The organism is Novosphingobium taihuense, assembly GCF_007830315.1.
In the GTDB taxonomy this organism is placed as follows: Bacteria; Pseudomonadota; Alphaproteobacteria; order Sphingomonadales; family Sphingomonadaceae; genus Novosphingobium; species Novosphingobium taihuense.
Genome location: NZ_VLKJ01000006.1, coordinates 224,510 through 237,926, shown reverse-complemented (window position 1 = coordinate 237,926; position 13,417 = coordinate 224,510). Strand labels below are relative to the sequence as shown.

13 protein-coding genes are annotated in these 13,417 nt (G+C 64.3%); 5 read left to right on the top strand and 8 right to left on the bottom strand.

Annotated elements, in window-relative coordinates; genetic code table 11:
- Positions 1–4: 4 nt before the first annotated feature.
- The 5 genes from IQ25_RS13750 to IQ25_RS13730 form a co-directional block, all read right to left on the bottom strand.
- A complete protein-coding gene (locus tag IQ25_RS13750) occupies positions 5–1,270 on the bottom strand; it encodes an AAA family ATPase (protein WP_144906768.1) in 1,266 nt (421 codons plus the stop codon).
- Between the two features lie 4 nt (positions 1,271–1,274).
- Entirely contained in the window at positions 1,275–1,940 is a 666-nt protein-coding gene (locus IQ25_RS13745; RefSeq protein WP_144906766.1) for a CpaD family pilus assembly protein, read from the bottom strand.
- 14 nt (positions 1,941–1,954) lie between these two features.
- Positions 1,955–3,607, bottom strand: a complete 1,653-nt coding sequence (locus tag IQ25_RS13740; RefSeq protein ID WP_144906764.1) for a type II and III secretion system protein family protein — start codon at positions 3,605–3,607, stop codon at positions 1,955–1,957.
- Entirely contained in the window at positions 3,607–4,629 is a 1,023-nt protein-coding gene (gene cpaB, locus IQ25_RS13735; RefSeq protein WP_144906762.1) for a Flp pilus assembly protein CpaB, read from the bottom strand. Before cpaB ends, IQ25_RS13740 begins: the two co-directional genes overlap by 1 nt.
- 73 nt (positions 4,630–4,702) lie before the next feature.
- Positions 4,703–5,191 carry an A24 family peptidase gene (locus IQ25_RS13730; protein WP_246415783.1) on the bottom strand — a complete coding sequence of 163 codons (489 nt, stop codon included), beginning with the start codon at positions 5,189–5,191 and terminating at the stop codon, positions 4,703–4,705.
- 82 nt (positions 5,192–5,273) lie between these two features.
- Here IQ25_RS13730 and IQ25_RS13725 point away from each other — a divergent pair, with 82 nt between their 5' ends.
- The 3 genes from IQ25_RS13725 to IQ25_RS13715 are packed head-to-tail and all read left to right on the top strand — an operon-like array spanning position 5,274 to position 7,583.
- A complete protein-coding gene (locus tag IQ25_RS13725) occupies positions 5,274–6,263 on the top strand; it encodes an alpha/beta hydrolase (protein WP_144906758.1) in 990 nt (329 codons plus the stop codon).
- On the top strand, positions 6,260–7,363 hold the full coding sequence (locus IQ25_RS13720) for an NAD(P)/FAD-dependent oxidoreductase (protein ID WP_258537035.1): 1,104 nt from the start codon (positions 6,260–6,262) through the stop codon (positions 7,361–7,363). Before IQ25_RS13725 ends, IQ25_RS13720 begins: the two co-directional genes overlap by 4 nt.
- Before the next feature lie 37 nt (positions 7,364–7,400).
- Complete coding sequence (locus IQ25_RS13715) at positions 7,401–7,583, top strand: YegP family protein (protein ID WP_144906756.1); 183 nt, start codon at positions 7,401–7,403, stop codon at positions 7,581–7,583.
- Positions 7,584–8,332: 749 nt separating this feature from the next.
- On the opposite strand, the gene rnhA is transcribed toward IQ25_RS13715, so the two are convergent.
- Genes rnhA through ispH form a run of 3 tightly spaced genes read right to left on the bottom strand, consistent with a single transcriptional unit; the run spans position 8,333 to position 10,713 of the window.
- Positions 8,333–8,764, bottom strand: coding sequence for a ribonuclease HI (gene rnhA / locus IQ25_RS13710; RefSeq protein WP_144906754.1), 432 nt, complete (start codon positions 8,762–8,764; stop codon positions 8,333–8,335).
- Positions 8,761–9,732: a homoserine kinase gene (thrB, locus tag IQ25_RS13705; RefSeq protein ID WP_144906752.1), complete on the bottom strand. Its 972-nt coding sequence runs from the start codon at positions 9,730–9,732 to the stop codon at positions 8,761–8,763. Before thrB ends, rnhA begins: the two co-directional genes overlap by 4 nt.
- Before the next feature lie 12 nt (positions 9,733–9,744).
- On the bottom strand, positions 9,745–10,713 hold the full coding sequence (gene ispH / locus IQ25_RS13700) for a 4-hydroxy-3-methylbut-2-enyl diphosphate reductase (RefSeq protein WP_144906750.1): 969 nt from the start codon (positions 10,711–10,713) through the stop codon (positions 9,745–9,747).
- Between the two features lie 136 nt (positions 10,714–10,849).
- On the opposite strand from ispH, the gene IQ25_RS13695 reads away from it, so the two are divergent.
- Both IQ25_RS13695 and argS read left to right on the top strand, forming a co-directional pair.
- On the top strand, positions 10,850–11,512 hold the full coding sequence (locus IQ25_RS13695) for a hypothetical protein (protein WP_144906748.1): 663 nt from the start codon (positions 10,850–10,852) through the stop codon (positions 11,510–11,512).
- Between the two features lie 131 nt (positions 11,513–11,643).
- Positions 11,644–13,392: an arginine--tRNA ligase gene (gene argS, locus IQ25_RS13690; RefSeq protein WP_144906892.1), complete on the top strand. Its 1,749-nt coding sequence runs from the start codon at positions 11,644–11,646 to the stop codon at positions 13,390–13,392.
- The last annotated feature ends 25 nt before the right edge of the window (positions 13,393–13,417 follow it).

The following is a 13,417-nucleotide window of genomic DNA, read 5'->3' as shown; positions in this document are numbered from 1 at the left end:
CCGTTCAGGCGGGTGCGCCGACCTTGGGCTTGTTGAGCATCTTCTTGAGATCGAACTTGCCGAGTAGCGATGCCTTCCGGACGCCGGGCAGGGCGTCGCTGGCGCCATCGTCTTCCGGCGACCCGATGATCGCGTGGGCGATATCGCGGATGATTCCGCCAGCCTTCGATGCGCGGTTGGCCGCGACGAACGTCTGGCCGAGCTTGGCGGCGTTCGATGCACCCTTGATGTCGTAGGGCAACATGTAATTGATCTTACGCTCGATCGAGGCTTCGAAGTCGGCCTTGCTGATCTCGTTCGCACCGGCCTGCACCTTGTTGGCCACGATGATCGGGCGGGCGTGGGCTGCGTTGGTCTTCAGCCAGGAAAGCAGGCGGATCGCATCGCGAGCGCCCGACAGCGTGAGTTCGGTGGCAAGGATGACCACGTTCACGTCGCCCAGCAGGTGCGGGAAATTGATCAGCATGTTGCGCGGCATGTCGATGACGGTCATCTCGAAGGCCTGGCGGAACTCTTCCTCCAACTGCACGAAGGCGCTGCCATCGGTCATCAACGGCGAGCTGATCGGAGCTTCTGCCGACAGGATCGCGAGATTGTCGTTGGCGCGGATCATCGCGCGTTCGATGAACAGCCCGTCGATGCGGCTCGGATTGTCGATCGCGTCGGTCAGGCCGCGACCGGGCTCGAGATCAAGCGTCAGCGCGCCAGTGCCGAAGTGAACGTCGAGATCGAGCAGCGCGGTCGGCAGCTTATGATCGGTGCTGAACAGCCAGGCGAGCGAGGTCGCCAGCGTCGATGCACCGACCCCGCCGCGCGTACCGACGACGGCGGTCGAGACATGACGCTTCACTGCGGCCGGATCATGGCTCTTGGGCGCGGTGAAGATCGTCTGTGCCTGCACCAGCGCATCGCGGATCTGTCCGGGATTGAGCGGCTTGAGCAGGTAGTCCTGGATGCCCGACGCGATCAGGTCGCGATAGAGGCGCACGTCGTTGACCTGGCCCACCGCGATCACGACGGTGCCCGGTTCGCAGACTTCGGCAAGCGCATTGATGTCGTTCAGCGGGTCGCCGCTTTCGGACAGATCGACCATCAGGATGTTCGGGCTGGCCGTGATCGAAAGCGACTGGATCGCGTTGCGAAGGCCTCCGCGGTGGCACTTCTCGGGCGCCCAGCCCATGTCGACGACGACCGGGCGAAGGATGTCGAGCGCGGTTTCGTCGCACATGAAGGCGGCGAAGGCGTCGCGATTTGCATTCTTCCAGCTCATGGCTTCAGTTCCCTCCGCCAGATGCATTGGACGTCACGTTGTTCTTGAGGCCTTGCTCACCCGTCGGACGTGCTGCACGGAAGCTGTCGATCGCCTTGGTGCCGCTCATCACGGTCGTCTCGCCGGTGCCATCGGCGCCCTGAACCAGGTGCTCCTTGTTCGCGACCATGGCGGCAAGATTGCTGTTGATCGCGCAGCCGAAGTTAGACGTGGTGCGATTGCTCATCGAGAAGTCGGACTTGGCGGTCCAGTCAGGGCAGCCCGGCACCGAAGCCGTGGCGCGGGTCACGACGACGCGAGCGCCGCCAGCTGCGACATAGCCCGGCGTGACCGGGGCAGGACCGTCAACGAACATGCCCCAGCGACCAGCCACCGCATCGACTGCGGCAATGGTTGCCTTTGACTGCAGCGGATCGTCGATTGCGATCCGGTCGCCATACTTTAGACCGAAGCTTTCGAACCAGCCGGCAAGGCGGCGCTGTTCGGGGATCGAAATGCCGCCACCGGGCAGGGTCTCGATGTCGAAGACATAGCGGTCGCGCTGGACAACCGGCTGGTGGACCGAATTGAGCATCCGGTTCTCGGGCGCATTCACCGAGCATGCCGAAAGCACGCTTGCCAGCGAGAGAACCAGCACCATCGGTGCGCGGCGGGATTGGAAGAGGCGCATGGCTTTACCCTTTCTCACTGGATGCTGAAGCCGGGCGCGACGGCTGCGACCTTCTTGTCGCTGCGACGGTCGGCTGGCTGGTTGGCACTGGCGGGAGCCTCGAGAGCGCCGACCTTGGGTCCGGCCTGGACAGTGCCTTCCTTCTCGGTCGGCTTGGGCCGGTCACCCCCGGTCACCCCGTCGTTCTCCATGTTGCCGAGCAGGCGCTGGATGTCGTTGGGGCTCTGGAAGCCGTCGGTCGGCAGCGTGATGTCGTTCGCGTTGACCGGATTCACCAGATAAGGCGTCACCACGATCACCAGTTCGGTCTCGCCCTTCTTGTAGCTGGTCGAACGGAACAGCGAGCCCAGGATCGGGATGTCACCCGCGCCCGGCATCTTGGACAACTGGTTCTGCGCACCGTTCTGTAACAGGCCCGCAATCATGAACGACTGGCCCGAACCCAGTTCGACAGTGGTTTCGGCGCGACGCACGGTCAGCGCCGGAATTTCAATGTTGTCGAGCTTGAGTGCCCCGGTGCTGGAAAGCTCCGACACTTCCGGGCGAACGCGGATCGAGATGCGGCCATTGGCAAGCACCGTCGGGGTGTAAGCCAGACTGACGCCATACTTCTTGTATTCGATCGACGTGGTGCCAAGGCCTTGCGAAACCGGGATCGGATATTCACCGCCCGCGAGAAAGTCTGCCGTTTCACCCGAAAGTGCGGTCAGGTTCGGTTCGGAAAGCGTGGTCACGAGGCCAATGGTTTCGCCAGCGTCGAGCGCGCCGAGCAGATCGAGGCCGAGTAGTTTGCCCATGCCCGAGAGCGTCGTGCCTGATGCAAGGGAGGAAACGGCTGTACCAGGCGTCTTGACGAAGTTCTGCGTGGCACCGGTGGGATCGAGGATGTAACCGTTGACGCTGATGTCGCCAGCACCCACCGCCAGAGGAAGTTGCGGGTGTGTGTTGAAGGTCGAGCCGATTGCGCGGCCCTGGCCAATACCGAACTTGATGCCGCCCGAACCGTCGATCGTCGTCAGGTTGACGCCGATCTGGCGCACAAGCGTGCGGCTCACCTCGGCGAACTTCACATGCAGGCTTACCTGCAGCGGTGTTGCCATCTTGAGGCGGCTGATCACGTTGGTCTTGTCGCCCACGAAGGCCTTGACCAGGCGCTCGGCCTCAGCGGCATCTTCGGGTGCACCGACGGTGCCGGTCAGCAGCACTGTGTTGTTCATGGTCGAAACGTTGACGCGCGCCTCGGGCATGGCGAGGTGCAGCATCTGGTCGATCGAGTCGATATTGTTGCCGACGCGGACATTGGCAGACCACACCACGTCGCCCTTGGCGTTGCTGGCATAGACCGTGGTCTCGCCTCCAGACTTGCCGAAGACATAGAGCTGGTTGGTCGACTTGACCTGCACGTCGGCGACCTTGTCGTCGGCGACGAACACGTCGGCCATGCGGCCCGGAACGGTGACCAGTTCGCCGCGTCCGATCGAGATCGTGACAGTGCGGGCAGGGCTGGTCATGCTCTGGGCGTGGAGGGCGCCGGTCGCAGGCACAAGGGCCAGCGGCGTGGCGATCATCGCAGCCGAGATGAGCGTGGAGGAGAGACGGCGGTTCATGGATCTGCCCTTCGAATTCGGGATCGTGCGCATGATCTTGGAGATGGGAGCCTGGGTCATCACTTCCCTCCCAGCGCGACGTCTTCGGTGTCCTTGCCGCGGGTCACGCGGACCACGGGGCCCCGGCGGATCGGTGCGCCGTTCGATGCCATCTGCGGGCCGGGTGCGGCCATGGCAGGGGCACCACCGGCAGGTGCGGCGACAGGGGCGGTCGAACGCTGGAAGCGCGAGACGTCGCCGCCGGTCACGAAGCTTGCCTTGGTGCTTTCGATCGGACGGGCCAGCGCCTGCTTGAGCAGGGCTTCTTCCTGGCTCTTGCTCACGCCAGCCGGGATCTTGATGTCGCCCGAGGCAATCGCCTGCTCCAGTTCGGCCGAGTTGTCGGCCAGCGAGCGCAGCGAGAGGCTGATCGTGCCGATGGTCTGAGCCACCGCGATCTTCTCGGCGATCTTGGGGGTCACTTCGAGCGTGACGGTGCTGAAGGTGCGGACGCGGGTCTTGCCTTCGACCATTTCCTGCTCGGTCGACTGGTCGGTAGCCAGTACGCGCAGGTTCTTGAGGATCGTTTCCGAAGCCTTGAGCGACATGCCGCTGTCACCATTGCCCTTGACGGTCTGGGTCAGCACGAGGTCGATGTGGTCGCCCGGGAAGACGAAGCCGGCAACACCCGTGCGGGCCGAGACCGGGATGGTGACGGCGCGCATGCCTGGTCCCAGAGCCGCTGCGAGGAAGCCGCGGTCGCCGGGAGCCACGAGGTTGCCCTTGGTGACCGGCTCGCCTGCAGTGATCGGGTTGCGGACGACAGTGCCGAGCAGCTTCTGCATGTCGGCTTCGCCTTCGACGAAGTAGACGTCCTGGACCATGTCCTTGGGCCATGCCTGGAAGTTGATCGAATCTGCCGTGATGATCGTGCCGACCGGCAGAGCGCGCTGGGCGACCAGCACTTTCGGACCCACCGGCATCTTGGCTGCGGCTTCCGCCTGCGGCGTCGATGCACCGGCGAAAAGGCTCCGTGCGGCAAAGGCCGTGCCGATCGCCACGATCAGCGCCCCCACCAGCAGCATCAGCTTCCTCTTGTCCATGGCTACTTGTCCCGCCCTCTGAAGTCAGGCCCGCATCTGTCGGGCAAATTGGTTAAAATTTGTGATATTCCGTTCATGCGCCCGTAACGGAGCGCCAACCGGCCTCGAGCATCGGGGCCAGAGTGATCAGTCCCGCGCTGGCAATCGCCACGCCGTAGGGGATCTTTGCATCGCGCCTGCGGGTCACGGTGTAGTGCCACGCGGCGAAGATGATGGTCAGCAGACCGCCCAGCAGCGACATGATCACCAGCAGCTTCACGAAGCCTAGCGGTGGCACCCACAGCGCCAGCGCTGCCAGCAGCTTCACGTCGCCCCCGCCCATCAGCTTGAGCGCGAAAAGTCCTGCCAGCACCACGAAGGCGAGGAGGGCCACGCCCACCTGCATCGCCACATCGGGCCACAGCGAGAGACCCGCCGCCCACCAGTAGGCCGGAGCCCCCAGCGCAATCGCGGCGTTCAGCCAGTTGTCGATCTGGCGGCGGCGGATATCGGTGAAGGCAGCAACCAGCAGTGCGATTGCCAATGCCCCGACCAGTCCGTAAACGATGGTGTTCCCCTGCATGTTTCGGGGCATACGGGACAATCACTTACCAAACGGTAACCAAACCTTGGCGCACAAATGCGTCGGTGGAGGCGTCGCAGGCATGGAATTCGGGACGATCAGGCGGATCGATCGCAGGGCGATTCCGGACGATGCAGTCGAAAGCACTTGGACCGCGGACGACGGTCACGCCATCCGCCGGATCGACTGGTCAGGGCCGGAGGCCCCTGCCAGCACCGAGCCTCCGCGCGGTTCCATCCTGTTTCTTCCGGGACGTGGAGATTTCTACGAGAAGTATCTGGAATCTCTGGATTACTGGAACTGTGAGGGTTGGCGCGTCACTGCGCTCGACTGGCGCGGTCAGGCAGGGTCCGGCAGGCTCTCGGCCCACCCCGATATCGGCCATGTCGAGGATTTCGGCATTTGGCTGGACGACCTCGCCGCCTTCTGGTCGCAATGGGTCGCGAACACGCCTGCACCCCACGTCATCGTAGGCCATTCGATGGGCGGACACCTTGTATTACGTGCTGTTGCGGAAAAGCGCATTAACCCTGTTGCGGTGGTGCTGAGCGCTCCGATGCTCGGATTCCTAACACCAGGGCCGAATCGGTTGCTGCTCAAAGTGGCCCAGTCGATGTGCCGATTCGGTGATCCGGCGCGTCCCGCATGGAAGATCAGCGAGAAGCCCGGCGCGACCGCTGCCGCGCGCAACACCCTGCTCACCCACGATCATGACCGCTATGACGACGAGACTCAGTGGAAGGCCAAGCGCCCTTACCTGGGCATGGGCCCCGGATCGTGGCGCTGGGTCGAGCGTGGCTATGCCTCGATGATCGCGCTCGATGCGCCGGGACTGCTCGAGTCGGTCGATGTGCCTGTGCTCCTGCTCGCCACCCGCTACGACGGCCTCGTCTCGTGGAAGGCGATCGAACGTACCGCCCGCCGCCTGCCGCGCGCGCAGCTCGTAAGCTGGGGCCGCGAGGCGCGCCACGAACTGCTGCGGGAGGCTGATCCCGTGCGCGACAAGGTCATCCACACCATCGATGATTTCCTCGATCGCATGGCTCCTGCCCCGGAGACCGCATCGGCGTGACCACGTTTGCAGGCGATTTCGACGTTGCGATCATCGGCGCAGGGATGGCAGGGGCAAGCCTTGCCGCCGAATGCGCTCCCCACGCGCGCGTGCTGCTGGTCGAGGCCGAGGACACCCCCGGATATCACACCACCGGCCGCTCCGCCGCGTTCTGGGAAGAAACCTACGGCGGCCCCGGCGTCTTCCCGCTGACCATGGCCTCAGGCCGCTACTTGCGCGAAGGCGGCTTTCTGGCCCCGCGCGGCGCGCTCAATCTCGGGCAGGCGCAGGACCGCGACAGGGTCGAGGCTTTCGTCGAGAAGTTCACCGCGCTTGGCGCGACGCTTCACTTGCAGGGCCGCGCCGAATTGGAATCGCGGGTGCAGGGCCTCAGGCCCGAATGGGTGGTCGGCGCATGGGAGCCGGGCTGCGCCGATATCGACGTGGCGGGGCTGCACCAGCACTACCTCGCCGCCTCCAAGCGCACCGGCACCGTCCTGCGCGTCCGCGCCCGCGTCGAACAGCTGGAGCGCGAAGGCGGCATGTGGCGGCTGTCATGGGCAGGCGGAGAAGCCCGCGCGCCCATCGTCGCCAATGCTGCCGGAGCCTGGGCCGACGGCCTCGCCACCCTCGCCGGAGCCCGCCCGCTTGGCATCCAGCCGTTGCGCCGCACCATCGTACAGCTGCGCACCGATCCCGCCCCTGCGGACGAGCTGCCGCTGGTGCTGGGCATCAACGAGGACTTCTACTTCAAGCCGCAGGGCGGACGCCTCTGGCTCTCCCCGCACGACGAGATTCCCGACGTTGCCGGAGACGCCGCGCCCGAGGAACTGGACGTCGCCATCGCCATCGACCGCTTCGAACACGTGGTCGACTGGAAGATCGCCGCGCTCGAACGCCGCTGGGCCGGCCTGCGCTCCTTCTCGCCCGACCGCTTGCCGGTCTATGGCTTCGATCCTGCGGTAGAGGGCCTGTTCTGGTTTGCAGGGCAGGGCGGTTTCGGCATCCAGACCGCGCCCGCGGCCGCAAGGCTCGCCGCGCAACTTCTGCTCGGGCTGCCCCGCGATGGCCTCACCGCCGAAATCGACCCAAGCGCCTATTCGCCTGCGCGTTTTCCGTGATACTGGTTAACCCGGTTTAACGACTGGGAGAGTCGCGATGGCGCACCGTTTCGAGATCCGCAAGAACAAGGCCGGCGAGTTCGTCGCCTACTTCTGCCACAACAGCGAAACCATTTTCTGGACCGAAGGCTACTCGAGCAAGGCCAGCGCGAAGAACGCGATTGAGTCGATCTTGAAGAACGGCCCGGATGCAGACGTGGTGGATACCACGGTCGATTAAGGCTTCGATCCACCCCTTTTTCACGCAGTGCAAAAGGGGAGGTGGCAGCCCGCTGGGCTGACGGAGGGGTAGATGTCTAAACCCCTCCACCATCCCGGACAAGTCCGGGACGGTCCCCCTCCCCGTTTGCACCTACGGTGAAAACAGGGAGGATTGTGAAGGCGCAAGCTGGCGTAATGTCCGCTCGTCCGGAGCCTGTCGAAGGACGCCCGCGCAACGCCAGTTGCTTTTTTGAGTTAGTTTACGGCTGACACCGTGCAGGATCAGGGCCGATAACCGGGGGAAACGCCCAGAAGCTGCCGTTCCGATACGACGCCATTGCGGACGTTCAATCGCATGCTAATCCAGCAGAATGACTTTGAGGGATTGGATCATTGTTGGCGGAGCCGTCGTAGCACTGCCAGTGTGGGTGATTGCGGTTCGCTACCAGTGGAGCAGACGACAGGGAGCCACGAGGCTCATGCTGAAGTCGTGCGCTTTATATGTGGCAATCATTGTGGTCACAATGGTCGCAGCTCACATTGCGCAATAGAACAGGACTCTCTTGAACTAATGGCAACAGTCCACCCCAAACCAGCCACTCGCTCACCAAATGCCAAACCCCAAAACCCGCCGTCGCCCCGGACTTGATCCGGGGCCCCGCTTTTCTTGGGGTTCAGCGCCAAACCTGAAGTGTCAGAAGACAGCGGGGTCCCGGATCAGGTCCGGGACGTCGGTGCAAACGGTCGAAAGACCGCGCGCCAACCCTCTCAGGCCGCCACCGCCGCGTCGCTCGCCAGCTTGTCCACGCGTTCGTTTTCCGGGTGGCCGTCGTGGCCCTTGACCCAGACCCATTCGATCTTGTGCGGGCGCGCCGCGTCGACCAGTGCGCGCCACAGGTCTTCGTTCTTGACCGGCTTGTTGTCGGCGGTCTTCCAGCCCTTTTTCTGCCAGCCGAAGATCCACTTGGTGATGCCGTCGAGCACGTACTTGCTGTCGGTGTGGAGCGTCACGCGGCAGGGCTGCTTCAGCGCTTCCAAGGCCTTGATCGCGGCCATCAGTTCCATGCGGTTGTTGGTCGTTTCCTTTTCGGAGCCGGCCATTTCCTTCTCGTGCTCGCCCATGCGCAGCAGCGCGCCCCAGCCGCCCTTGCCGGGATTGCCCTTGCACGCACCATCGGTGAAAATTTCGACGTGCTTCACGCAAACACCTCAGGGTTGGCGGCGTAGAACTGCAGGCGCCGCGCAAAGGCCATCGGATCCTTGCGCATCACCAGCGCGTCGGCGGGCGTGTTCAGCCAGTCATAGGCGCGGCTTGAGGTGAAGCGCATCGCTGCGCCCTGCGCCAGCAGGGGCAGGGCGGCACGCTCCTGCGGCAGCAGGGGCCGCACGGATTCGTAGCCTTCGAGCAGCGCTTGAGACAGGTCCGCGCTGAAATCGCGCCCCGTGGCATCGAAGCACCATGCCGCGTGGGTCACCGCCACGTCGTAGGCCATCAGGTCGTTGCAGGCGAAGTAGAAGTCGATCAACCCGCTGACCTTGTTGCCCAGCATCAGCACGTTGTCGGGGAACAAGTCGGCATGGATCACCGCGCGCGGCAGGTCCTGTGGCCAGCCTGCGGCGATCTTGGGCATGTGTTCTGCCACAAGCCCCGCCAGCTCCGGATCGATCGAAGCCAATCCCTCAGGCCCGCATTCATCGAACAGCCGCTGCCATTCGGCCAACCCCATGCCATTCTCGCGCGAGCCTGCGAAATCCGCAGAAGCCGCGTGCATCTGCGCCAGTGCCGCGCCCACTGCGCGCGCCTGTCCAACGGTCGGCTCGCTCACCGAAACGCCGGGGAGGAACTCGATCAGCGCCAATGCCTTCTCGCCATGGCGGCGGAACAGCGCGCCTTCGCGGTCATGGATCGTGCGCGGCACGGGGCAGCCCTTGGCGGCAAGGTGATCGAGCAGCGAGAGGAAGTAGGGCAGGTCTTCCAGCTCGATGCGGAACTCGTACATCGTCAGGATGAAGCGTGCGCTTGCACCATCCTTGCCAGTGGTTTCCAGCAGCCAGTTGGAATTGGACACGCCCTCGGCGATGCCTTTTGCCGAGACCAGCTCGCCCACGTCGAATTCGTTGATAAGCGCGGCCATCTCTTCCGCGCCGATCTGGGTATAGACCGCCATGATTTCCGCGCCTTAGTCGAGCAGCTGGCGCGGCAGCTTGAAGACCATCTTTTCCTCGGCGGTGGTCACCGTCTCTTCCGAAACGGGCCGCAGCTCGCCGATCTTTGCCACGACCTCGCGCACCAGCACTTCGGGCGCGGAGGCTCCGGCGGTCAGGCCCAGCGTGTTCACGCCGTCGAGCCATTCGGGATCGATCTCGTTCGCGCGCTGGATCAGGCGCGAGCGCGTGCCCATGCGCTCGGCCACTTCGACAAGGCGCAGCGAGTTGGAACTGTTCGGCGCGCCGATCACCAGCAGCAGGTCGCACTCGGCGGCAATCGCCTTGACGGCTTCCTGCCGGTTGGAGGTTGCGTAGCAGATGTCCTCGGCCTTGGGGCCGGTGATCTGCGGGAACTTGGCGCGCAGGGCCGCTACGATCTCGGCCGTGTCGTCCACCGAAAGCGTGGTCTGCGTCAGGAATGCCAGCGGCTTGTCCGTGCCGAATGGCAGCTTCGCCACGTCATTCACGGTCTCGACCAGCGTGATCGTGCCTTCGGGAACCTGGCCCATCGTGCCGATCACTTCGGGGTGGCCCTTGTGGCCGACGAACAGGATATGCCGCCCGGCCTCGACCTGCCGTTCGGCCTGGCGGTGGACCTTGGACACCAGCGGGCAGGTGGCGTCGAGCCAGTCGAGCCCGCGCGCGGTGGCATCCTGCGGCACCACCTTGGGCACGCCGTGGGCCGAGAAGACGACCGGAGCACCATCGGGCACCTGATCCAGTTCTTCCACGAAGATCGCGCCCTTGGCCTTCAGGCCATCGACCACGAAGCGGTTGTGCACGATCTCGTGCCGGACATAGACCGGCGCGCCGAAGCGCTGCAGCGCGCGTTCGACGATCTCGATCGCGCGGTCCACCCCGGCGCAGAAGCCGCGCGGGGCGGCGATAAGCAGGCGTAAGGGAGCCGTTTGGGCGGCGACATCTGGCAAGCTGGCGTTCATCCTGCGCCACTTAGCAGCAAGCGCGGCCCGCCGCCATTGCCGAAAGCGGTTGCGGTGGGTAGAGGTGGCCAAAATGCCGAACTGAGTGCCAGACTGTGTCCGGCAAAACGCTGCAAGCATCGAGGATTGAGTGTCCATGAACGTAAACGCCCGCCGTATCGCAATCATGGGGCTACCGCTCGTCGCGGCACTCGCGCTGGTCGGTTGCGGCGGCAAGAAGGGCGAACTGGTTGTCGATGATGCCGTGGGCGTTACCGCGCTGCGCGACCCTTGCCCGCGCGTCGGCATTCCTGACTACACCGGCGACGTCACCCTGTTCACCTCGCCTGACCGTACCGATTCGGCGTCGATCGATGTCGAGGCGGTGATCACCAATTTACGCGCCCAGTGCACCGATGGTGAAAAGCTGAATTCGGTCGCCACTTTCGACGTGCTTGCCCGCCGTGCCGACAAGCGGGGCGCGCGCCGGGTCGAGCTGCCCTACTTCTCCACCGTGGTGCGCGGTGGCAACATCGTGGTGGCCAAGCGCATCGGCAAGGTCGTGATCGATTTCGCCGACGGGCAGGACCGTGCCTCGGCCAAGGGTCAGGCCGCAGCCTATGTCGACAAGGCCGAGGCCTCGCTGCCCGAAGACATCGTCAAGCGGATCACGCGCAAGCGTCGTGCCGGTGACGAGGACGCTGCGGTCGATCCGCTGTCGCAGCCAGATGTGAAGGCAGCCCTTGCCAAGGCGAACTTCGAACTCCTCGTGGGCTTCCAGCTGACCAACGACCAGCTGCAATTCAACGTCCGCAAGTAAGTCTCCAACTCTCGGAGGCAAAGGGGCAACTCTCCCCCAACTCTCCGAGGCAGGGCGGCAACTGACAAGGGTGAAGGGCAGGCAAATGCATGCCCTTTCGCTTTGCCCGCGATTGGGCTAACCGCCCGCCCATGACAGACGCCCGGATCAACCTCCACGCCGACTTCGCATCGGTAATCGACACCGCGCTCACCGCGCTCGAAACCGCAGGCTCGCTGCCCGCCGGTCTGAACCGATCGGCGGTGACCTGCGAGCCGCCGCGAGATGTTTCGCATGGCGATCTTTCGACCAACGCGGCGATGGTCCTTGCCAAGCCGGCCGGCACCAATCCGCGCGCGCTGGCGGCGCTGCTGGTGGCCGAGCTGGAGAAGGAACCTCGCGTAATCTCGGCGGAAATTGCCGGGCCGGGGTTCATCAACCTGCGGTTGACCGACGATGCATGGCGCGGTGAGCTGGCGCTGATCGCTTCGGCCGGGGCAGACTATGGCCGTTCGACCATGGGCGGCGGCAAGGTCGTAAATGTCGAATATGTCTCGGCAAATCCGACCGGGCCGATGCACATGGGCCATTGCCGCGGTGCGGTGGTCGGCGATGCGCTGGCGGACCTGCTCGCCTACACCGGGCACAAGGTCATCAAGGAATACTACGTCAACGATGCTGGCGCGCAGGTCGATGTGCTCGCCCGCTCGGTGCACATGCGCTACCGCGAGGCGCTGGGCGAAGGCATTGAGATTCCTGAAGGTTTGTATCCCGGCGACTATCTTGTGCCGGTGGGCAAGGCGCTGGCCGAGGAGTTCGGCGACAAGTACGTCGGTGCGCCTGAGGGCGAATGGCTGATCCTGTTCCGCACCCGCGCGGTGGCGGCGATGATGGACATGATCCGCGCCGATCTTGCCACGCTCGGCATCCACCACGACCTTTTCTCATCCGAAGCGGAGCTTCAGGCTTCGGGCAAGGTGGACGCCGCCGAGAAGTGGCTGCGCGATCATGACCTTGTCTATGACGGCCAGCTTGAAGCGCCCAAGGGCAAGACGCTTGAAGACTGGGAGCCGGTGGAACTGCCGCTGTTCCGCTCGACAAAGTTCGGCGACGATCAGGACCGTCCGATCAAGAAGTCGAACGGGGCGTGGACCTATTTCGGCGCGGACTTGGCCTACCACTTCCAGAAGGCGCAGAATGCCGATGCTTTGGTGGATATCTGGGGGGCGGACCATGCGGGCACCGTCAAGCGGATCAAGGCGGCGGTGGCCGCACTGACGAGCGCCGATGGCGGCGTGGCAAAGCCCTTCGAGGTCAAGCTGGTGCAGATGGTGCAGCTGCTGCGCGATGGCGAGCCGGTGAAAATGTCCAAGCGTTCCGGCAACTTCGTGACGCTTTCCGACATGGTGGACGAAGTGGGCAAGGATGTGGTGCGCTTCACCATGCTGACCCGCAAGCCCGATGCGCAGATGGACTTCGACTTTGCCAAGGTGGTCGAGGCCAGCAAGGACAACCCGGTGTTCTACGTGCAGTACGCCCACGCGCGTATCTGCAGGAACATTCGCAAGGGTGCCGACGAAGGCTTTGCCCCGGCAGGAGAAAACCTGTCTCTCCTTGGCGAGGAAGAGCTGGCACTGGTGAAGCTGGCCGCGCAGTTTCCGCGCACCGTGGAAGCCGCAGCCGTGGCGCGCGAGCCGCACCGCATCGCGTTCTACCTCCACGACCTCGCTTCGGCGTTCCATTCCTACTACAATCTGGGGAACGACCGGCCCGAGAAGCGCTTCATTGTGGCACAAGACTCCGCAATGACCGCAGCCCGCCTTTTCCTCGCCCAACAAATCGGGCAGGTAATCCGCAATGGTCTCGCGCTGCTAGGCGTTGAGGCAGCTCAGGAACTTTGACGTCATTACGGGGCAGGGGCAGGCA